The sequence below is a fragment of the Methylobacterium sp. 001424705 genome, from assembly GCF_059816145.1.
In genome coordinates, this window is the sequence record NZ_JCBANU010000019.1 from 20,726 (window position 1) to 42,483 (window position 21,758).

At 63.7% G+C, this 21,758-nt stretch carries 13 protein-coding genes; 2 read left to right on the forward strand and 11 right to left on the reverse strand.

Translation table 11 applies throughout. From position 1 onward, the window contains the following. Positions 1–12: 12 nt before the first annotated feature. Genes AC6EUL_RS14960 through AC6EUL_RS14970 form a run of 3 tightly spaced genes read right to left on the reverse strand, consistent with a single transcriptional unit; the run spans position 13 to position 3,258 of the window. Positions 13–1,074, reverse strand: a complete 1,062-nt coding sequence (locus tag AC6EUL_RS14960; protein WP_499870984.1) for a glycosyltransferase — start codon at positions 1,072–1,074, stop codon at positions 13–15. Next, the gene (locus AC6EUL_RS14965) at positions 1,071–2,183 is read right to left on the reverse strand and encodes a glycosyltransferase family 2 protein (RefSeq protein ID WP_499870986.1); all 1,113 of its coding nucleotides are present in this window, start codon (positions 2,181–2,183) and stop codon (positions 1,071–1,073) included. Before AC6EUL_RS14965 ends, AC6EUL_RS14960 begins: the two co-directional genes overlap by 4 nt. Beyond that, a complete protein-coding gene (locus AC6EUL_RS14970; RefSeq protein WP_499871069.1) occupies positions 2,176–3,258 on the reverse strand; it encodes a glycosyltransferase family 4 protein in 1,083 nt (360 codons plus the stop codon). Before AC6EUL_RS14970 ends, AC6EUL_RS14965 begins: the two co-directional genes overlap by 8 nt. 1,012 nt (positions 3,259–4,270) lie before the next feature. Here AC6EUL_RS14970 and AC6EUL_RS14975 point away from each other — a divergent pair. Continuing rightward, the gene (locus AC6EUL_RS14975) at positions 4,271–5,338 is read left to right on the forward strand and encodes an HD-GYP domain-containing protein (protein ID WP_499870988.1); all 1,068 of its coding nucleotides are present in this window, start codon (positions 4,271–4,273) and stop codon (positions 5,336–5,338) included. A gap of 58 nt (positions 5,339–5,396) precedes the next feature. Here AC6EUL_RS14975 and AC6EUL_RS14980 read toward each other — a convergent pair whose 3' ends face one another. The 5 genes from AC6EUL_RS14980 to gltB form a co-directional block, all read right to left on the reverse strand. Continuing rightward, a complete protein-coding gene (locus AC6EUL_RS14980; protein WP_499870990.1) occupies positions 5,397–6,779 on the reverse strand; it encodes a class II 3-deoxy-7-phosphoheptulonate synthase in 1,383 nt (460 codons plus the stop codon). A gap of 182 nt (positions 6,780–6,961) precedes the next feature. After that, positions 6,962–7,267: an RNA polymerase sigma factor region1.1 domain-containing protein gene (locus AC6EUL_RS14985; RefSeq protein WP_056269539.1), complete on the reverse strand. Its 306-nt coding sequence runs from the start codon at positions 7,265–7,267 to the stop codon at positions 6,962–6,964. Positions 7,268–7,332: 65 nt separating this feature from the next. Beyond that, a complete protein-coding gene (locus AC6EUL_RS14990; RefSeq protein ID WP_499871071.1) occupies positions 7,333–9,636 on the reverse strand; it encodes an FdhF/YdeP family oxidoreductase in 2,304 nt (767 codons plus the stop codon). Between the two features lie 115 nt (positions 9,637–9,751). Further along, complete coding sequence (locus AC6EUL_RS14995; RefSeq protein ID WP_499870992.1) at positions 9,752–11,182, reverse strand: glutamate synthase subunit beta; 1,431 nt, start codon at positions 11,180–11,182, stop codon at positions 9,752–9,754. 196 nt (positions 11,183–11,378) lie between these two features. Next, positions 11,379–16,094: a glutamate synthase large subunit gene (gltB, locus tag AC6EUL_RS15000; RefSeq protein WP_499870994.1), complete on the reverse strand. Its 4,716-nt coding sequence runs from the start codon at positions 16,092–16,094 to the stop codon at positions 11,379–11,381. A gap of 622 nt (positions 16,095–16,716) precedes the next feature. Between gltB and AC6EUL_RS15005 the strand changes: the two genes are divergently transcribed. Continuing rightward, entirely contained in the window at positions 16,717–17,631 is a 915-nt protein-coding gene (locus AC6EUL_RS15005) for a hypothetical protein (protein ID WP_499870995.1), read from the forward strand. 70 nt (positions 17,632–17,701) lie between these two features. On the opposite strand, the gene AC6EUL_RS15010 is transcribed toward AC6EUL_RS15005, so the two are convergent. Genes AC6EUL_RS15010 through fdhF form a run of 3 tightly spaced genes read right to left on the reverse strand, consistent with a single transcriptional unit; the run spans position 17,702 to position 21,751 of the window. After that, positions 17,702–17,992, reverse strand: coding sequence for a formate dehydrogenase subunit delta (locus tag AC6EUL_RS15010; protein ID WP_499870997.1), 291 nt, complete (start codon positions 17,990–17,992; stop codon positions 17,702–17,704). A 41-nt stretch (positions 17,993–18,033) separates the two neighbouring features. Next, the gene (gene fdhD, locus AC6EUL_RS15015) at positions 18,034–18,903 is read right to left on the reverse strand and encodes a formate dehydrogenase accessory sulfurtransferase FdhD (RefSeq protein ID WP_499870999.1); all 870 of its coding nucleotides are present in this window, start codon (positions 18,901–18,903) and stop codon (positions 18,034–18,036) included. Continuing rightward, positions 18,890–21,751 (reverse strand): formate dehydrogenase subunit alpha, encoded by a 2,862-nt coding sequence (gene fdhF, locus AC6EUL_RS15020; RefSeq protein WP_056269558.1) that lies wholly within the window; start codon positions 21,749–21,751, stop codon positions 18,890–18,892. Before fdhF ends, fdhD begins: the two co-directional genes overlap by 14 nt. Positions 21,752–21,758 lie beyond the last annotated feature (7 nt).

Genomic DNA, 21,758 nt, shown 5'->3' on the forward strand with positions numbered 1-21,758 from the left:
CGGGCTCGGCGCCTAACGGCGCCGAGCGTCGAGGCGATCCGCGAGGTCGCCGATGAAGGCACCGGTGCGGTCGATCACGCCCGGACGCGACAGGCCGCCGATCACCCGCGGATCGAGCCGTTCCGCGGCCGCGATGATCTCCGGCCACGCCGCAGGCTCGGGCCAGAACGCGCAATGCAGTGCCGCGCCCATCGCGGCGAGGGCCCGGGACTTCTCGATCTGCTCGTCGAAAGCGCGCGGTTCGGGAAGGCAGATGAAGCGCTTTCCCGCCGCCGAGACCGCCGAGACAACTCCGTCGCCGCCGCCGCCGACCACCAGGTCCGCTCGGGCGATGTAGGTGGCCGGATCGGCGACCCAACCGTGGAGGTGCAGGTTTGCCGGCATAGGCAGCCCCGCCCCGTCGACGGGGCCGAGAACGTGCCAATGCCGATCCGGTACGGCCGTCGCGGCCGCAGCGAGATCCGCGCGCCGACCGCCGGTCCCGCCGCGCCCATAGATGACGAGGATCGATCCATCCGGATCCGTCACTCGGTTCGATGCAGGCTCACCGGAGAGCAATCCGGCGTAGAACGTCTTGGCGCGAACCCATTCCGGCATCTCGGCCGAGTCGAGTTCCGGCGGGAAGAACGCGAGCAGACGCTCAGCGCTGCGGAAGGCCTCGAGATGCGGGGTATCCGTGCGCGTGCCGGCAAGCCGGACGACCAAGGTCGGCACGGACATCAGGCGTGCGAACAGCGCAATTTCCACGGACACGTCCACAACGACCAGCGCAGGATCTGCGGAGGCGATCCACGCTGCGAGCCGGCCCATTCGTGCGCGGACGTTGTCGGCACCGACGGGCGCGTAATGCAGGCCATGCGGCCGCTCGGCCGATCCGTCCCTCCCGTCGAACTCGCGGCCAACCCGATCGTCGGGGAGATCGAGGAGCGATCCCGTTGCGGTGGCGGTGTCGAGATCGGAAAACGTTCCGATCAGCGTCATTGGGCGATCGAGCGCCCGCGCGATCAGGCAGGCACGCTGCCAATGACCAGCGCCCTGGTGGTGAACGTAGTAGCCGACAGGACGCCGGCTCATGCGACCTGTGCGGCACAAGCGGGTTGTGACTCGACCAGCATCGCTTGAAGGCCTGCCAGGGCCTCATCGAGAGGAACCGGGACCGCCTCGGGGATGCCCTCCCCCAGGCGCGCCTCGATCCGCTCGACCAGTGCGATTCCGTTCGGGCAGGTCTCCCAATCGATGGTGGCAAGATCGGCTTCGGTCATGCCGAGGGCGCGCAGGGCCGCGGCGGTCCCGGCGGGGTCCGTGAAGCATCGCGCCAGCCTATGGCGTCGCGCGATCAGAGCGCGCCAGTGAGCCGCCGAGGGAAGGCTATAGGTTTCAAGCCCCTGCACGACACGGGTTCGGCGGAGCATCTCGGTCGCCATTCCGCCCGTCACCCGGCCGCTTCTCCGATCGGAGACTGCGATCGATACCCCCGGGCAATGCCGGACGCGCCCGCCATGCCAGCGCACCCGCGCAACCAAGGCATTGTCTTCGCCGCAGGGGAGCATCGGCAACCCACCTACGCGACGATAGAGGTCGGCGCGCAGGGCAAGGCTGGCGGCGACATGATCGCCATGGCGGGGGGCTGGATCGTGGGCGGGCGGGTCGAAGACCTCCTCGAGGTGCCGCACAGCCACCCAGTATTCCTCGATCCGCGCATGGAGCGCGGCAAGACGGGGGTCGGCCGCCGGCGTCTCGCCATGAAGCACGAGGCGTCCACCCACGACCTCGGCGTTTCGCAACGCTCGCAGATTTGCCATCACCCAGTCCGCGGGCGCAACCGCGTCCGCGTCGGTACTAAGGAGGACGCCCTCGGTCACGCCTTCCTGCTCCAACCAAGCAGCGCCGGCATCGAGGGCACGACGCCGCGCGGTGCCGACATGGGCATGGGGTGACGCAATCGTCGCCTCGAGAATCCGTAGGGCGAGGTGCGGAATCTCTGCGTTTCGTTCCAGTCCGTGCAACATCGCAACGGTGTCATCGGTGCAGTTGTTGGCGAGAACCACGACGCGCAGACGCGCGCCATCCCCGGTGCCGTACTGCCGATCGAGAGACCGTATCAGACGCGGCAGCGCATTCGCCTCGTTCCGGGCAGGCACACAAACGACAGCGCGCCCGAGGGAAAGATCCTGCTCAGGCATTGCTGGCACGGGCAGTGATCGCAGTGCTGGCCACTCGCTGGAGCTCGAGTGCGTAGAGGGCCTCGTACTGATCGGTCATGGTGTCGGCATCGAACAATTGCTCCGCCCGACGGCGGCAATCAGCTCGGGAGAGAGTGATGGCCTGCGTCACAGCCCGACCGAGATCGGCGACATCGTCCGCCGCGGCCAGGACCCCGCAGGAGGCATCGAGGATGTCCGGGATCGCGCCACGCCGGAAGGCAGCCACGGGTGTCCCGCAGGCCAAGAATTCGGCGAGCACAAGCCCGAACGGCTCTTCCCACCGCGGCGTACAGAGAGCCACATGGGCTTTCGCGACCTGAGCCGCGAGCGCGTCGTGTCCGAGATGCCCGAGGTAGGTCACGTCGTCGCCCAAGCGTGGAGCAATTTCATTGTCCCAATAGGCCGGATTGGAGCGTGGCCCAGCAAACTTCAGGGGCAGGCCGGCGGCGCGTGCCGCGTCGATGGCCAGATGCGGCCCCTTCTCGGGAACGAGCCGACCCATCCAAATCGCGTGCGGCTCGCCCGCCGGCTTCGCGGCATAGGCAAAAGCCGTGAGATCGATGCCATTGCCGATGACTTGCGGATTGCCGATCAGGTCATGCCATTCTCGAGCGAGGGACGGAGAAACGGCCGCGAAAGTCATATCGCGCGCCCGTGCTCGCACGCCACGGACGAAAGGCTCGAAGGGCGGCGTATGCAGGGCCGTCACCATCGGAACGGAAAGTTCACCGGCGCGAAGCAGGGGGAGGAAGTGGAGGCTGTTGTTGTGGACGATATCGTACCCACCGGACACGACCGCATCCATGATCCTGGCATAGGCAGAATGTTCCGCGGCATCGATCCGCGCCTCCGAAACATCATCGAACGCGCTTCCGGTGGGAGGGCAGATGGCAACCAGCCGGAAATCGCCCCGCGACCCTTCCGAAGCATAGAGCGTGACATCGTGGCCACGGGCCTGGAGTGCTGACGCAAGTAGATGCGTGTGCATCTCCAACCCTCCCGAGAACGGCTGTGCGATCGGGAATTTCAGATGCGCGATGATGGCGATCTTCACAGGATGCAGGACACGATGTTCGAGGAGCCGAAGCGTCGGATTGACATCATCCACGCCCTAGGTTCCCGCACCACGGGGATGCGAGCTCGGGATACATGGCCATGACGAACCCCAACGTAGCGTGAACAACGGGGAGATTCATATTTGGTGCACCACCACGTTACCGGACGGGCGGCAGCAAATCTAATGACCGGATTTCCGGGGACTGTGTCGCTTCCTGTGCGGCCCGTTCGGCCCCTCCTTATAAATAGTAGGCGCCAATAGTGCGTCATCTGAGCCCAGGTGAGGAACACAAACCGTCGATGCGCGCGCAAGATCCTTCGGCGCATAGATTGAATTTCGTCCGTCAAAATTGCGCGATCATTCATATATAATTCTATAAATCTCTGAGCTACCAGTAAAATAAAATCTTATAATTTCTTTCGAAAATATAACATCTCTAAATTGCGATACAAATACTTGGATTATATTGAATTAAAAAATTACGAATTATTAAAGTCAGAATTTCACTCATTCTAGCACGATTGAGATTTTTCAATTAATTGTTTTATAACACAATATATAAATAAAAGTTGATACCTTTAAAACTTTGAAGATAACTTAATGACGACTTAATGGAATTATGACGACTGAAAAAATGCTATGCGAAAGCATGCTTATCGAACCTAAGGTTGTTAAGTCTCCCTTCATGCCCTCCACGTTGTTCGCCTATCGAATTGATCTGTCCCCGCATCGTTTCTCGTCAGCAATTTACGGCTTGAGAACACTTACTGACCATTATCGTACCGTGCTATTATCGTTAAGTCGTATAATATGACAATTTACAAGTGCGGAGCATTTCCGGCGCGGGTGTCACAGATTGCACTGACTCAACCAACATTGATATCGTGCTTAAAAAATTTGTCGAATACGCGATCAGCAAAAAGAAGCCATCCGAAGGCAAACTATATCACCAATATCCCATTCGCCGTCGGGATACGCAATCAAGGTCGTTGGAGGAAGCCCGCACGTCATGGCGCAAGGAGCCATTTACCTGCTCACTGATCGTCCAGATCGGAGCGCGGCCTTGGAAAAACTCATCAGAACGATCGGACCTTGCGAGGTCATCGCTGCCGGCGACGATCATCCGTCGAACGTCCAGCCGCGCGCAATCGTATCCGATCTGACCTTGGGCCGACGCGAGTCGGTGAGCCGTCTCCGTAGTTTTCTGCACCACGGCAAGGCGACCGATATACCGGTCATCTGTCTCCTTCGATCGACAACCGACACCGATCTGCGTCAGGCTCGCAACCTCGGCGCAACGATCTGCTTTCCCGCTTATACCGCGCCGCACCTCGTCGTGCAGGCACTTCAGGCGGAGATGAAGACAGCAGAGCCGGATCTCTGCATACAGCCTGTCCTTCAGAATGTGTCACGCGCCAAGGAAATTCTGAGCGGCCTTTTCGACGGCGTCCGTGGGGGCGGCCCAATCTCTCTGGCGCAGGTCGATGCCGGGCTGGATCCAATCCTCGCTGCAGTAAAGGAAGGCGGCCTAACACGTTGGCTGGAGACCGTCTGGACGCATGACGATGCCACGTACCAGCACTGTCTCCTCGTTGCCGGTGTTGCGGCTCAGTTCGTGTTGCATCTCGGCTTTCGCACCGAGGATCGCGAACATTTCGTGCGGGCCGCCCTTCTGCACGATGTCGGCAAGGCGCAAATCCCGCTGGAGATTCTGAACAAGCCCGGGCGCCTCGATGCCGACGAGATGGTTATCATGCGCCGTCATCCGGTGATCGGTTACGACATCCTACGCCAGAGCGGGTGTGACGCGGCTACCCTCGGCGCCGTCCGCCATCATCATGAGATGCTGGACGGATCCGGCTATCCGGATGGTCTTGTGGGATCGAAAATCAGCGACACCGTCCGGTTGCTGACCATCTGCGACATTTACGCAGCTCTGACGGAGCGCCGCTCTTATAAGAAGCCGATGCCGCCGCGAGACGCACTGGCGATCCTCTCAGGGATGAACGGAAAACTCGAGATGAGCCTGGTGCAGCATTTTGGGAACGCGATGCTGGACCCGGGTTCCCAGTCTTGAGAACGCAACGTCGGAACGAGCTGCAAGGCTCTTCCGACATCGCCCGGTGAGCGGAGCGCTACTCAGCAGCGTCGAGGCGAGGACGTTCGATCGCCGAGCGCTCTCGCTTCACGAGTTCCGCGGTGAGGAACGCCACTTCCAAGGCCTGCTCGGCGTTCAGGCGTGGATCGCAGTAGGTGTGATAGCGATCGCGCAGGTCTTCAGCCGTCAACGCACGGGCGCCGCCGGTACACTCGGTCACATCCTTGCCAGTCATCTCGAGGTGGATGCCGCCAGCGATGGTCCCTTCGGCACGGTGGACGCCGAAAAAGCCCTCGATTTCCTTCATCACCCGTTCGAACGGACGCGTCTTGAAACCTCCGGCCGAAATGGTGTTGCCATGCATCGGATCGCAGACCCACACCACCTTGCGGCCCTCGCGCGCGATAGCCCGGATTAGGCCGGGAAGGTGGTCTCCGACCTTATCGGCTCCGAAGCGACAGATCAGCGTCAGGCGCCCAGCCTCGTTGGCCGGGTTCAGCTGATCCACGAGTTGGAGCAAACCCTCGGCCGTCATCGACGGACCACACTTGAGGCCGATCGGATTCTTAATGCCGCGCGCGTATTCAATGTGCGCGTGATCCGGCTGCCGGGTCCGGTCACCGATCCAGAGCATGTGGCCTGACGTGGCGTACCAGTCGCCGCTCGTCGAATCGACACGTGTAAGTGCCTCTTCGTAGCCCAGGAGCAAGGCTTCGTGGCTGGTGTAGAAATCCGTGGTGCGAACCTCTTGGTGCGTCTCCGGATTGATGCCGATGGCCCGCATGAAGTCGAGGGTCTCGGTCATCCGCTCAGCGCAATCGGCGTAGCGCGAGGATTGCGGAGAATCCTTCACGAAGCCGAGCATCCACCGGTGCGAGTTCTCCAAATTGGCATAGCCACCAGTCGCGAAGGCACGCAGCAGGTTGAGCGTTGCCGCCGACTGGCGATACGCTTCGAGCTGACGGCGCGGGTCGGGCACGCGGGCCTCCTCCGTGAAAGTCAGACCATTGACGATGTCGCCACGGTAGCTCGGCAGGGTCACGCCGTTCATCGTCTCATTCGGTGAGGAACGAGGCTTCGCGAATTGACCGGCGATCCGCCCCACCTTCACCACGGGCGAGCCGCCCGCGAAGGTGAGTACGAGAGCCATCTGCAGGAATACCCGGAAGAAGTCGCGGATGTTATCGGCCGAATGCTCGTCGAAGCTCTCGGCGCAATCTCCCCCTTGGAGCAGGAACGCCTCGCCAGTCGAGACTCGAGCCAAGGCCGACTTAAGCTTCCGCGCCTCACCTGCAAACACCAGGGGGGGGAAGCTTGCGAGCTGTGACTCGACCGATTCCAGGGCGGTGGCATCCGGATAGGCAGGTACCTGCTGGATCGGCAGGTTTCGCCAGGTCTTCGGTGTCCAACGCTCGGCCATAATCGTCTCCGTTCCGCCTTTCGGTCGGCTCCGCGCGGCGGAGGGCCCCGCGGAGAAGCGCGGCTTATAAAGCGGTTCTTCTGCGGAGGCGAGAGATGCCGAGCCTTAGCTGCTATTCACCCAACGCGCGCGCGTCTGGATTGAAAAGAGCAATCGCCGATTTCGATTGAAATCACGTCCAATCAGTCTCCACCCGAATCGCCGTCTTCGATGGCGATTCCGTGCTCGGACAGGATCCAGAAGATCGCTTCCAGGTCTTCCGCCGTGACATCCCGCGGCGGCAACGCAGCCTCCAAGTCGGCATAGGTCAGGCGACGCTGGCGCAGTGCCTCGGCCTTGGCCAGGAGCACATCGACCACTGCCCGCATGTCCTTCGGCAGTCCGTCATGACTTGGGCTCCGCTCATTCGAAGCCGGATCCAACGCCTGGGCAAGCATCCGGTCGATGATGGTCTGGCGGCGGTCATGGGCGTCGTCGGAGCGGTCCATGAAGTCGATTATGGGTCTGTTGCGCCGGTCGTCGAGTGGACCAGCGGCTGAAAGTCAACTTTGCGTCAATCCGCGACGGCGATCGGCGCCCCTTTCCGAATCCGCACCGGGATCGCCTTCGCGGCCGGCGTTTTCGCCTGCTGGTCGTAGTGCCAGAGTGGAATGAGGGCGTTGAGCTCCGGGTAATAGCCACCGACGTTACCCTCCGGGATGCCGTACTTGATCACCCGCAGGCCGTTGACCTCGCGCAGGAACTCATCATCGGCGTCAGCCGAAAGATCCACCATTTCGCCGTCGGCGAGTCCGAGGCGCTCGATGTCTTTGTCGTTCATGAACAGCACCATCCGAGTGCCCTTCACACCACGGAAGCGGTCGTCATAGCCGTAGATCGTCGTGTTGAACTGATCGTTCGAGCGAAGGGTGATCAGATCGAGCACGTCGCGGCGGTTGCTGCGCATGTCAGGGTCGGCCTCCAGGCCGCCCGGAACGGTGAAGTTGGCCTTGCCGGTTTCGGTCTCCCACTTGCGATCACGCGCCGCGACGGGCTTGTGGAGGCCTCCGGGCTGAAACATCCGGCCGTTCAGGTCGTGGAAGACATCCGGATAAGTCGCTTCGATCGCATCCCGAACCCTGGCGTAGTCACCGACCCAACCGTCCCAATCAACCCTCGGGTTCGGCGGCAGCAATGCCTTCGCCATCTCAGCAACGATCCACGGCTCGGAGCGCACCTGATCGCTGACCGGCTTGGTTTGTCCGCGGGAACCATGGAAGCAGGAGGTCGAATCCTCCATCGAGACCGCCTGTTGGCCGCTGGCCTGCTCGTCGACCTCGATGCGGCCGAGGCAGGGCAAGATGTAGGACACGGCACCATGAACCAGGTGCGAGCGATTCAGTTTGGTCGAGATCTGCACCGACAGGCGCAGCGCGCGCCAAGCTTTCTCCATCCGGACGGTATCGGGCACGGCGCGGATGAAGTTGCCGCCAAGGCCGATGAAGGCCTTCACCTCACCGGCAATGATACCCTCGCACGCCTCGACGGTGTTGCAACCCTTTTCCCGCGGCGGCTCGAAGTCGTAGAGTTCCTTGAGTTTGTCGAGGGGTGCCAGCTCCGGCTTCTCCGTGATGCCGACGGTTCGCTGACCCTGGACGTTGGAATGCCCACGGACCGGACAGAGCCCGGCCCCGGGGCGACCGACATTGCCGCGCAGAAGCATGAGATTCACGAGCATCTGTACGCCCTCGGTCCCACGGCGGTGCTGGGTAAGGCCCATGCCGTAGACCGCAACGACCGAACGGGCCCGCCCATAGACCGTCGCCGCCGCCTCCAGCGCCTCGCGGGCGAGCCCTGAGCGCGTCTCGATGTCCGCCCATGACTGCGAATCGCAGAATGCGACGAACTCCCGGAAGCCGTGGGTGTGCTCAGCGATGAAATCGACGTCGAGGATACGCGGGCGGCCGACCTCCATCGCCTCGCGGTCGGCGGCAATCAAGACCTTGCACATGCCGGTGATCGCCGCGAGGTCTCCGCCCGCCCTCACCTGATGGTACTGCGTCGAGATTTCGGTGGAGCTGCGCGTCAGCATCTCGGTCGGCGATTGCGGGTTCGTGAAGCGCTCCAGGCCGCGCTCCCGCAGTGGGTTAAATGTGACGATCGGAACGCGCCGCTTTCGTGCCTCTTGGAGAGGGTGGAGCATGCGGGGGGCATTCGAACCGACGTTCTGTCCGAAGAACAGGATCAGATCGGTCGATTCGAAATCTTCCAGGATCGTGGTCCCGACAGGAGATCCGATCGATGATTTGAGTCCGACCGAGGTCGGCTCATGGCACATATTCGAAGAGTCGGGCAGGTTGTTGGTGCCATGCATCCGCGCCATCAGCGCGTACATGTATGAGGTCTCTAGCGAAGCGCGGCCAGAGGTGTAGTAGACCGCGGCGTTCGGATCGAGGGCGCGCAGCTCGCGTCCGATCTCCGCGAAAGCCTCTTCCCACGACACCGTCACGTACCGGTCGCTGCCGGGGTCATAGCGGAGCGGATGGGTCAGGCGTCCCTTTTCCTCGAGGGCGTAGTCCGTCCAGCTCAGCAGTTCCTTCACGGTGTGGCGCTGGAAGAAGTCGGGTCCGATCCGCTTGGCGGTCTGCTCCCAGACCGTGGCCTTTGCCCCGTTCTCACAGTACTCGAAGGTGTTGGGCTTGGCCGGCTTCGACCAGGCACACGAGACGCACATGAAGCCGTCCGGCTTGTTCTGCTTCATCAGCAGCGCCGCGCCGGAGACTGGGATCTGTTCCCGCGTCAGGATCTCCGCGAGGGAGCCCGCAGAACCCCAGCCTCCCGCAGGCCCGTCATACGGTTCGATCTTGGGTTCGGCCATCGGTTCGGTCATGCGCGTATCCCGACATCTTGGGTGTCAGGACAGCAATGATGCGTAGACCCGGCGTGTTCCGGACTGCGACGGCGAGACGTCGCAATCCAGTCCGACATCATCTTTAGCGCGGCAGGATGCTCGCGCCCATCAGGGCCTCGTCGATGGAACGCGCCGCCTGACGCCCCTCGCGGATGGCCCAGACCACGAGGGACTGACCGCGGCGCATATCGCCCGCTGTGTAGATCTTCTCGTTCGACGTCCGGTAGTCGAGCTCGTTCGCCGTCACGTTCCCACGCTTGTCCATGACGACGCCGGACTCTTCCAGCAAGCCCTTCCGGACCGAGCCGGCAAAGCCGATCGCCAGGAACACGAGGTCGGCGGGTAGCGTGAACTCACCGCCCGGGATCGGCTGACGCTTCTCATCAACGCGGGTGCAGACGACGCCGGTGAGCTTGCCCTTCTTGCCCTCCAACCGGAGCGTCGCGGCCTGGAACTCGCGCTCGGCGCCCTCGGCCTGGCTGGAAGAGGTCCGCATCTTGGTCGGCCAGTACGGCCAGACCGAGAGCTTGTCCTCGCGCTCCGGTGGGCGAGGCCGGATATCGAGCTGCGTCACCGACAAGGCGCCCTGACGGAACGAGGTGCCGACGCAATCCGAAGCGGTGTCGCCACCACCGATGACGACGACGTTCTTGGCGGTGGCGAGGATGGGAGCCTCGCCGTTCCCCGGCATCGGCTCGGCACCGACGCGGCGGTTGGACTGCACCAGGAATGGCATGGCGTAGTGGACGCCCTCCAAATCCTGGCCGGGCAATTGCGGATCACGCGGGTTCTCGGCACCAGCGGCGAACAGCACTGCGTCGAATTCAGCGGTGAGTTCATCGAGCTGCTTGTTGATTCCAACATTGACGCCGTAATGGAAGTGAACGCCCTCACCCTCCATCTGCTTCACGCGCCGGTCGATGTGGCGCTTCTCCATCTTGAAGTCGGGGATGCCGTAGCGGAGCAGGCCACCGGCCTTGGGCTCGCGCTCGAAGACGTGGACCTCGTGCCCGACACGGGCGAGTTGCTGCGCAGCTGCGAGCCCTGCAGGGCCGGAGCCGATGATCGCGACTTTCTTTCCGGTCTGATGATCGGCGGGCTCAGGCTTGACCCATCCGTTGTTCCAGGCGCGGTCCGCGATCGCCTGCTCGATGGTCTTGATCGCCACCGGCTGATTCTCGAGGTTCAGCGTGCACGCCTCCTCGCAGGGCGCTGGGCAGATCCTGCCGGTAAATTCTGGAAAGTTGTTGGTTGAATGGAGGTTGCGTGCCGCTTCTTCCCAGTCGGACTGGTAGACGAGCTCGTTCCAGTCCGGGATCTGATTATGAACCGGGCAACCCGTCGGCCCGTGGCAGAACGGGATGCCGCAATCCATGCAACGAGCCGCCTGCTTCTTGAGATCGTGCTCGTCGAGCGGCAGCGTGAACTCGCGGAAGTGGCGCACGCGATCGGCGGCGAGCTGATACTTCTGCTCCTGCCGGTCGAATTCGAGGAAACCCGTGACCTTGCCCATCGTCTGACCGTCTTTCGCGAGTCTGTCTAATCCGTCGCGCGGAAGGCGGCCTCGACGGCCTATTCCGCTTTCACCCGGCAGATCGGCCTCTCACCGCCCTGCCTCATGCGTCAGCCATCTCAAGGTGCTGACCCGTGCGGTTCCCAGTTCGTCACGAACTGGGAACCGTCTCGATAGAATTTCGGTCGTGCAGCGCCTACTCGGCCGCCACCGGCATCCGCGCCATTTCCATTTCGCGCAGGGCTCGCCGGTACTCCACCGGCATCACCTTGACGAACTTGGTGCGGTAGCCGGCCCAGTCATCGAGGATCGCCTTGGCACGCGGGGAGCCCGTGTACTTCAGGTGATTGGTGATGAGTTGAGACAGGCGTTCCTCGTCGTGGCCCGACATATCGGCCAGGATGTCGACACGGCCCTTCGTTTCCAAGTCGCCGTCCTGGTGGAATCGACGCATGAGGTCGTCCTCCTCCTCGACGGGTTCGAGATCGACCATAGACAGGTTGCAACGGGCCGAGAACGAGCCGTCCTCGTCAAGGACGTAGGCAATGCCACCCGACATGCCCGCCGCGAAGTTGCGTCCGGTTTCGCCGATCGACACCACCACGCCGCCGGTCATGTACTCGCAGCCGTGGTCGCCCATGCCCTCGACCACCGCGATGGCGCCCGAATTGCGGACGGCGAAGCGCTCACCGGCCGAACCGCGAATGTAGGCCTCGCCCGCGATCGCCCCGTAAAGGACCGTGTTGCCGGCCATGATGGTGTGCGAGCCCGGCGCCCGCAGGGCGTCGGAGGGGCGGATGATCAGCTTGCCACCGGACAGGCCCTTGCCGACGTAGTCGTTCGCGTGGCCGGTGAGTACCAACGTGACACCCGCCGCGAGCCAGGCGCCGAAGCTCTGGCCGGCTGTTCCGGACAGCTCCAACCGGATGGTGTCGTCGGGCAGACCCTCGTGGCCGTACCGCTTGGCCACGACTCCGGAAAGCATGGCGCCGGCCGTACGATCCGAGTTTTTGATCTCCTCCCGCACCACTACAGGCTCGCCGCCGTCAAGGGCCGATTGCGCGCCGGCGATCAGGCGTCGGTCGAGCACCGTATCGATCGGATGCTTCTGCTTCTCCGTGTGCCGGATCGCGACGTGCTCGGGCACTTCCGGGCGGTGGAACAGCTTCGAGAAGTCGAGACCGCGCGCCTTCCAGTGATTGATCACCTCCAGCGTGTCGAGGAGGTCGGCCCGGCCGATCAAGTCCTCGATCTTGGTGAAGCCCATGGACGCCATCAACTCCCGCAACTCCTCGGCCACGAAGAAGAAGTAGTTGATCACGTGTTCGGGTGTCCCCTTGAAGCGCTTGCGCAGAACGGGATCCTGCGTTGCCACTCCCACCGGGCAGGTGTTCAGGTGGCACTTGCGCATCATGATGCAGCCGGCCGCGATCAGCGGCGCGGTCGAGAAACCGAACTGGTCGGCCCCGAGCAGGGCCGCGACCAAGACGTCGCGGCCCGTGCGGATGCCACCGTCGGCCTGAAGGACGACGCGCCCGCGCAGGTGGCTCAGCACCAGGGTCTGCTGGGTCTCGGCCAGACCCGTTTCCCAGGGGCCGCCCGCGTGCTTGATCGAGGTCAGCGGGGCCGCACCAGTGCCGCCGTCGAAGCCCGAGATCGTGATGTGATCGGCGCGCGCCTTGGCAACGCCGGTCGCGACTGTTCCGACGCCGACCTCGGAGACGAGCTTCACCGAGACGTCGGCCTCGGGATTCACGTTCTTCAGGTCGAAGATCAACTGCGCCAGATCTTCGATCGAATAGATGTCGTGATGCGGAGGCGGCGAGATCAGGCCGACGCCGGGGGTGGCGTAGCGGACCTTGGCAATCTTGGCATCGACCTTGTGGCCGGGCAGCTGGCCGCCCTCGCCCGGCTTGGCACCCTGTGCAACCTTGATCTGCATCATGTCGGAATTGACGAGATATTCCGTCGTGACGCCAAAGCGCCCGGAAGCGACCTGCTTGATGGCCGAGCGGCGCGAGCGCCCGTCCGCCATCGGCTTGAAGCGCTCGACCTCCTCGCCGCCCTCGCCCGAATTCGAGCGACCGCCGAACGAGTTCACCGCGATTGCCAATGTCTCATGCGCCTCCTTCGAGATCGAGCCGTAGGACATGGCGCCTGTCGCGAACCGCTTGACGATATCGGCCGCGGGCTCGACCTGATCGATGTCGACCGGCGCCCGGCCGATCTCGGCCGCCTGCTTGATGCGGAACAGCCCGCGGATCGTCTTGAGATGGTTCTCCTGCTCGTTCACCAGCCGCGCATATTCCCGGTAGCGCTCCGGCAGGCCGAGGCGCACGGCATGCTGCAGCGTCGCGACCGAATCGGGCGTCCAGGTGTGGCTCTCACCGCGCAGGCGATAGGCGTATTCACCACCGACATCGAGGGTAGTCCGATAGATCGGGGAGTCGCCGAAAGCATCGGCGTGACGCCGCGCGGTCTCCTGTGCAACCTCGGCCATACCGATGCCCTCGATCGTCGTCGCGGTTCCGAAGAAGTCCCGCTCGACGAAAGCGGAATTCAGACCGATCGCGTCAAAGATCTGCGCACCGCAATAGGACTGATAGGTCGAGATGCCCATCTTGGACATGACCTTGAGCAGGCCCTTATCGATCGACTTGATGTAGCGGTAGACGATCTCGTCCGGCGTCAGGTCCGGCGGGAACTCGTCCTTCATCGCGATCAACGTCTCGAAGGCGAGATAGGGGTTGATCGCCTCGGCGCCGTAACCGGCGAGGCAAGCAAAGTGATGTACCTCGCGTGGCTCCCCCGACTCGACCACGAGGCCGACAGAAGTACGCAGTCCCTTGCGGATCAAGTAATTGTGCACGGCGGCAGTCGCGAGGAGTGCCGGAATCGCGATGCGATCCGGCCCGACGCCCCGGTCCGACAGGATGATGATGTTGTAGCCGCCGCGCACCGCGACCTCGGCCCGATCGCAAAGGCGATCGACCGCGCCCTCCATGGCCGCCGCACCGGTTTCGGCCGGGAAGGTCATGTCCAGGGTCTTGGTGTCGAACCGGTCCTCGAAATGGGAGATCGAGCGGATCTTCTCGAGGTCGCCGTTGGTCAGGATCGGCTGACGAACCTCAAGACGCTTCTTGCGGGAGGCGCCCTCCATGTCGAGCAGGTTCGGGCGCGGGCCGATGAACGAGACGAGGCTCATCACCGCTTCCTCGCGGATCGGGTCGATCGGCGGGTTCGTCACCTGCGCGAAGTTTTGCTTAAAATAGGAATAGAGCGACTTCGGCTTGTCGGACAGCGCCGAGAGCGGCGTATCGGTGCCCATGGAGCCGACGGCCTCCTGGCCGGTGACAGCCATGGGCGCCATGAGAAGCTTGAGGTCTTCCTGGCTGTAGCCGAAGGCCTGCTGGCGATCGAGGAGCGACACGTCCGAACGCGAAGCCCGCGGGATCACGGGCTTCAGGTCCTCAAGGACGATTTGGGTGTTCTTGACCCACTCGGCGTAGGGATGCGCGGCGGCGAGCTCGCTCTTGATCTCCTCATCGGAGACGATGCGGCCCTTCTCCAGGTCGATGAGTAGCATCCGCCCGGGCTGCAGGCGCCAGGATTCGACGATCTTCTCATCCGGGATCGGGAGCACGCCCATCTCAGACGCTAGCACCACGAGGCCGTCGTCGGTGACGAGGTAGCGCGCGGGTCGAAGGCCATTGCGATCGAGGGTCGCGCCGATCTGGCGGCCATCGGTGAAGCAGACGGCAGCCGGACCGTCCCACGGCTCCATCAGGGCGGCGTGATACTCGTAGAATGCACGGCGTTCCTCGCTCATCAGCGGATTGCCGGCCCAGGCTTCCGGGATGAGCATCATCATCGCGTGGGCCAGCGAATACCCACCCTGGACGAGGAATTCGAGAGCGTTGTCGAAGCACGCGGTGTCGGACTGGCCCTCATAGGAGATCGGCCAGAGCTTCGAGATGTCGTTGCCGAACAGCTCCGAATCGACGCTCGCTTGGCGCGCCGCCATCCAATTGACGTTGCCGCGCAGTGTGTTGATCTCGCCGTTATGGGCGACCATCCGGTAGGGGTGCGACAGGCGCCAAGTCGGAAATGTGTTGGTGGCGAACCGCTGGTGCACCAGAGCGAGGCCAGAAACGAAGCGCTCGTCCTGCAGGTCGCGATAGTATTCGCCGAGCTGATCGACCAGAACCATGCCCTTGTAGACAATGGTACGGGTCGAGAGGGACACGGGATAGTAGGTGCTCGCACGCTCGTCCTTCAGGCCATAGACCTTGTTCGAAATCACCTTGCGAGCGGTGAACAGTCGACGCTCGAAAGCGTCCTCGTCGGACACCGTGGCAGGACGGCCGATGAAGATCTGCCGGTGGCAGGGCTCTGTCTCCTTGACCGTCACGCCGAGGTCGCTCGGATCGACCGGCACATCGCGCCATCCGAGGAAGGGCAGTCCCTCATCGGCCAGGGCCTTCTCGACGATCTCCTCGACGAGGCGACGGGCGTCGGAATCCTTCGGCATGAAGAACTGGCCGACCCCGTAATGTCCGGGCTCGGGTAGGGTGATACCGAGTGCCTCGCACTCAGCCTTGAAGAATGCGTGCGGAATCTGAACCAGTATACCGCACCCGTCGCCCATCTTCGGATCGGCGCCTACGGCACCCCGATGATCAAGGTTCTTCAGGATTTGGAGGCCTTGCTGGACGATGGCATGCGTCCGCCGGTCGTGCATGTCGGCGACGAAGCCCACGCCGCAGGCGTCGCTCTCGCGAGCCGGGTCGTAAAGCCCCTGAGCTTTCGGCAGAGCCCGGTCGCGCACGATCAGCGGCGCGGTCCCGTCGCGGGTGGCGGGAACCGACGCCTGCAGCGCCCCGAACTCAGAAGATGCGACCACGTCCACCATCTCTCGCCTCCGACCTGCCCGCAAGCGAGCATGTTTCATGCCCAGAGCCCGAGGGGCTTCCGGGTTTGTCTCTCGACAGCGTCGGCTCTGGGCGGGTTCTTCGGTCAGGAAGCGCCCGCAACTCGCGGGCTCGACGCCGGCTTGGTTTCAAGCCGTGCGGGCCCGGATCGCCGCGATGGCGACCGGCTTCGAATCTCGTTTGGTCGCCGGCAACGTCACCTGAGCGAGATCCTCACAGCCATCCGGACAGATACCCTGCCGGGAATGGGACAGCGTTACTGTCCTACCGGTGGAAAGTGACAGATTTTAACCGCTCCAGCAAGGGCGTGTCCGGTGACTCACTGCGGTTTTCCGGCGCATGGTTCCCTCCCGCCGCGAGCTTTCTCGCCGCAGGCCCACGGGTGATCGGAACGAGCCAGATCCGTTGACCCCGAACCCACGGTGGCAGCCTCGCAATCTCGCCCCATTCGGCCTGTTTACACGGTGTGCCGAGCACAAGCGGCGTGCGGGGATTGTCTCGAATCCCGGCGGACCTTGGAGCGGAGGACCTGCGACAACAGCAGGCCTCCGCACCGACATCTCTCTGGATCTCACAGCGATGTTTTCGTCTCGCAGGAAGCCCATGCGTGCATCCCCCTCATCCCGCGCCTTGTCGGCCGGCATCCTGGCCGGTGTCATGACGCTTTCAGCCGTGCCTGCTGCCCAGGCGCAATACGCCTACGAGCCTGACCTCCTTCTACCGCCCCGTGCCGTCGTGTGGCGGCTGAATGACCGCGGATTCACCGACGTCACGCGTCCACGCTTCGATGGGCAGGCGTATATCCTAGAGGCATCGAATCCTTATGGTGATCGCCTCCGGCTCTTCGTCGATGCGCGCGACGGTCGAATCATTGGACGCCATCGGCTGGACGTAGCGCCCTACGCACCTCCGCGGATCATGCGCCGTTCACCCGGCTATGGCTGGACCGAAGACGACGAGGCGATCCGTCAGCCGATCCGGCAAGCCGAAAGAATCATACCGCCCGCGGACATCCCCTTCCCGCAGGATCAGGCTCGCCGTGCGCGCCCCGCTCCGGCGGGCCTTACGGACCTTGCGAATCGATCGGAAACCGGATCGCGGACCGTTCAGCCGGCGCCGCCCGGACCTGCCGATCGGAATCCCATGGGCCTGAACCCCGATGCTCGCGGGGCAGACGCAAAGCCGAAGTCCGAGACACCTCGAAAAGTCGTCCGCCTCACCCCAACGATCAAAGCGGGTTCGCCTGTTGTCACACCCGGGGCACCGAAGCTGTCCGATGTGCCCCCTGCCGGATCAAAGGCCGACGCTGCCCCCGCCGCCGTAAACGCCGCGGTCTCATCTCCGAAGGTCGATGGACCGGCCGCCGCCATGACGCCGGCCTCGGTGCAGCCGCCTCCGGTGCCGAAGCCGGCGGCACAGAACTGGAAGGACGTGCCGGCGGACGCCAAGCGACCGGTCCGGGTGATCGGTGGCGCGACGATCGTGCCAGGTACCACGAAGGAACCGGAGAAGGACTGAAGTCAGCGCTGCAGGTAATGAGATGCGAAGGACCGCGTGGTCCTTCGGGTTTGACGATTCCGGAATTGGATCAGCCGGCGTCGCTGGCCCCTGCACCCTGCAAATGCGGGTCGCGGGTGGCGGCACGAACGGGGCTATCGGCAGCCGGGGTGTCCTGAAGGGCCCTGAGCGCGAGGGGATCGAGGCCACTGTCCGGATCGAGTCCACGGGCCTCGAGGGCTCTGCGCATCTTCGGCGTCCAGAACGCCACGATGTGTTTGTGAATGCCGGCCACGGCCTCCTCGTCCGGATAGGACCGGAAGAAGGTGGCGATCTGATTGGCCATGCGGACCAGTTTTTCGTCGGACGTCAGGGCGCTCATCGGTACGAAAACTCTGTCGAGGGAACGGGAATCGCGTGGCGTCAGGGCTGCGCGGGCAAGTCGAGACGTTCGCGTCCAGTGAAGACCGTCAGGGTATCTGAGCGGGCGATGGCGCAGAGCGTCATACCGTGAAGACGCGCCCGGTCGATCGCCAGCGAAGTCGGGGCAGAGATTGCCACCAGCACCGTCGCGCCGAGGCTCGCCGCCTTCTCGACCATCTCGAAGGAGCAGCGGCTGGTGATGACGACGAATCCATCGGCCGGGTCGGTCTTGCGCTGGATCAAGGCGCCGATCAGCTTGTCGAGGCCGTTGTGCCGCCCGACATCCTCGCGCAGCGCCCCTAAGCTTCCATCGAGATTCGCCCAGGCCGCGGCATGGACCGCCCGCGTCTCGGCGTTCAACACTTGCGCGTCGCCCATGGCCATCAGAGCCCGCTGGATCGCCGCGATGGTGACCCGGCTGGCGCCGTGCAGAGGCGCGTCGGTCTTCGGCAGTGACGCGAGATCGTCGATTCCGCAGACGCCGCAGCCGGTACGCCCCGACATGGCGCGCTTGCGCGAGAGGTGTTCCCGCAGGCGCCCCGGCACGAGATCGACGAGAAGGCGCATGCCGCCCGCCGTCGTATCCGCCTCGACCTGAACCGACCGGATCTCGTCGGCGGTGGCGATGATGCCCTCCGTCAAGCTGAACCCGTAGGCGAAGTCCACGAGATCTGCCGGCGTCGTCATCATCACGGCGTAAGGCACCGCGCCGTAGATCAGGTTGACCGGCATCTCGACCGCAAGGGGCCGGGTGCCGCTCCGTGGCTCCTGGTCATCGTAGGCGACGACCAGGGTCGGGACGCGCCGAGCGGTCTCGACCGCCGGATGATCCTCGTTCGCCGTCAGGCTGGTCTGGTCACTCGGCCGCATTCAACTGTGTCGCAATCCGGGTCAACGAGAAATCCTCCTCGAAGAACCGCGCCTGCCAGTCGGAGGGGCGGTTCGTTCGCCGGATCTGCACCGCCGTGACCTTGTACTCGGGGCAGTTGGTGGCCCAGTCCGAGTAGTCGGTGGTGATCACGTTGGCGCCGGTCTTGGCGTGGTGGAAGGTCGTATACACCACGCCGGGCTGCATGCGCTCGGACACGATGGCCTTCAGGGCAATGTCGCCGGAGCGACTTTCCAGCGCAACGAGGTCTCCGTCGACGATCCCGCGCACCTCCGCGTCGAAGGGGTGGATCTCGAGCACGTCTTCCTCGTGCCAGCGCGAGTTCTCCGTACGACGGGTCTGCGCGCCGACGTTGTACTGCGACAGGATGCGGCCCGTGGTCAGGATGAGCGGGAAGCGCGGGCCCGTACGCTCCTCGGTGGGCACGTACTCGGTGATCATGAACTTTCCGAGACCGCGCACGAAGCGGTCCACGTGCATCATCGGCGTGCCCTTCGGGGCGGCCTCGTTGCACGGCCACTGGATCGAGCCGAGTTCGTCGAGCTTGGCGAAGCTCACGCCGGAGAAACTTGGCGTCAGGGATGCGATCTCGTCCATGATCTCGCTGGGATGGCTGTAGTGCATGGGATAGCCGAGGGCGTTGGACAGCAGCATCGTGCCCTCCCAGTCGCCGACGCCGGAGAGCGGCGGCATCACCTTGCGCACGCGGGAGATGCGGCGCTCGGCATTGGTGAAGGTGCCGTCTTTCTCGAGGAAAGAAGCGCCGGGCAGGAAGACGTGAGCGTACTTCGCTGTCTCGTTGAGGAAGATGTCCTGGATGACGATGCATTCCATCGCCATCAGCCCGGCGGTCACGTGGTGCGTATCAGGATCCGATTGGGCGATGTCCTCGCCCTGGATGTACATGCCCTTGAAAGCACCATCGACGGCCTCGTCGAGCATATTGGTGATGCGCAGGCCCGGGTTCTGGTCCAACGACACGCCCCAGAGCGACTCGAAGGTCTCGCGGGTGGCGTCGTCGGAGACGTGGCGGTAGCCAGGCAACTCGTGCGGGAACGAGCCCATGTCGCAGGAGCCCTGGACGTTGTTCTGACCGCGCAGCGGGTTCACGCCAGCGCCCAGCATGCCAATGTTGCCGGTGACCATAGCGAGGTTGGCCATGCCCATGACCATGGTCGAGCCCTGGCTGTGCTCGGTAACACCGAGGCCGTAATAGATGCCGGCGGCACCGCCCTTGGCGTAGAGCCGTGCAGCGGCACGCAGCTCGGTCGGGTCGATGCCCGTGTAGGTCGCCTGCGCCTCGGGAGAATGGCGCTCGTCGGCAACGAAGCGCGCCCAGGCTTCGAAGTCGCCGAGGTCACAACGCTCGCGGACATAAGCTTCGTCGACGAGGCCTTCCGTGACGATGACATGCGCCATCGAATTGATGAAGGCGACGTTCGAACCCGGCTTCAACGGCAGATGATGGTCGGCCTGGATGTGGGGCGACTTCACGAGGTCGATCTTGCGCGGATCGGCGACGATGAGCTTCGCGCCTTCGCGCAGGCGCTTCTTCATGCGGGACGCGAAGACGGGGTGGCCATCCGTTGGGTTCGCGCCGATGACCAGGATCACGTCGGAATGCGCCACGGACGCGAAGTCCTGCGTGCCGGCCGAGGTGCCGAGCGTCGACATCAGCCCGTAGCCGGTCGGCGAGTGGCAGACGCGGGCGCAGGTGTCGACGTTGTTGTTGCCGAAGGCGGCGCGCACGAGCTTCTGGACTAGGTAAGCCTCTTCGTTGGTGCACCGGGACGACGTGATGCCGCCGACCGAATCCTTGCCATACTTGGCCTGGATGCGCTTGAATTCTGACGCGGCGCGGTCGATCGCGACCTCCCAGGAGACTTCCTGCCAGGGGTCCGTGATCTTGTCGCGGATCATCGGTTTGGTGATGCGGTCCTTGTGGGTGGCGTAGCCGTAAGCGAACCGGCCCTTCACGCAGGAATGGCCCTCATTCGCCTTGCCACCCTTGTAGGGCACCATGCGGACGATCCGGGTGCCTTGCATCTCGGCCTTGAACGAGCAGCCGACGCCACAATAGGCACAGGTGGTGATCGCCGAATGGTCCGGCTGACCGTGCTCGATGATCGACTTTTCCTGCAGGGTCGCGGTCGGGCAGGCCTGGACGCAGGCGCCGCACGACACGCACTCGGAGTTGAAGAAGTCGGTCGGGCCGGCAGCGACGCGGCTGTCGAACCCTCGACCGGAGATGGTCAGCGCGAAGGTCCCCTGCGTCTCCTCGCAGGCGCGGACGCAGCGATTGCAGACGATGCACTTCGACGGATCGTAGGTGAAGTACGGGTTCGACGCGTCCTTCGGCAGGTACTGCTCGGAGGTCGGCTTGACGTGATTGGCGCCGTCATAGCCGTAGCGTACGTCGCGCAGGCCCACCGCGCCCGCCATGTCCTGCAACTCGCAGTCGCCGTTGGCGGCGCAGGTCAGGCAGTCGAGGGGGTGATCGGAGATGTAGAGCTCCATCACGCCCTTGCGGAGCTTCGCGAGCTTGTCCGTCTGGGTCGAGACGACCATGCCGTTCTCGGCAGGCGTCGTGCAGGAAGCGGGCGTGCCGCGACGTCCCTCGATCTCAACGAGGCAGAGACGGCAGGAACCGAAAGCCTCCAGCGAGTCTGTGGCGCAGAGCTTGGGGATCTGCGTGCCGGCATGCATGGCGGCGGCCATCACCGACGTGCCCGCGGGCACCGTCACGTTCATGCCGTCGATGGTAAGCGTGACCGTCTGCTCGTTCACGCGGATCGGGGTGCCGTAGTCGATCTCTTTGATGAGGGCCATGGATCGC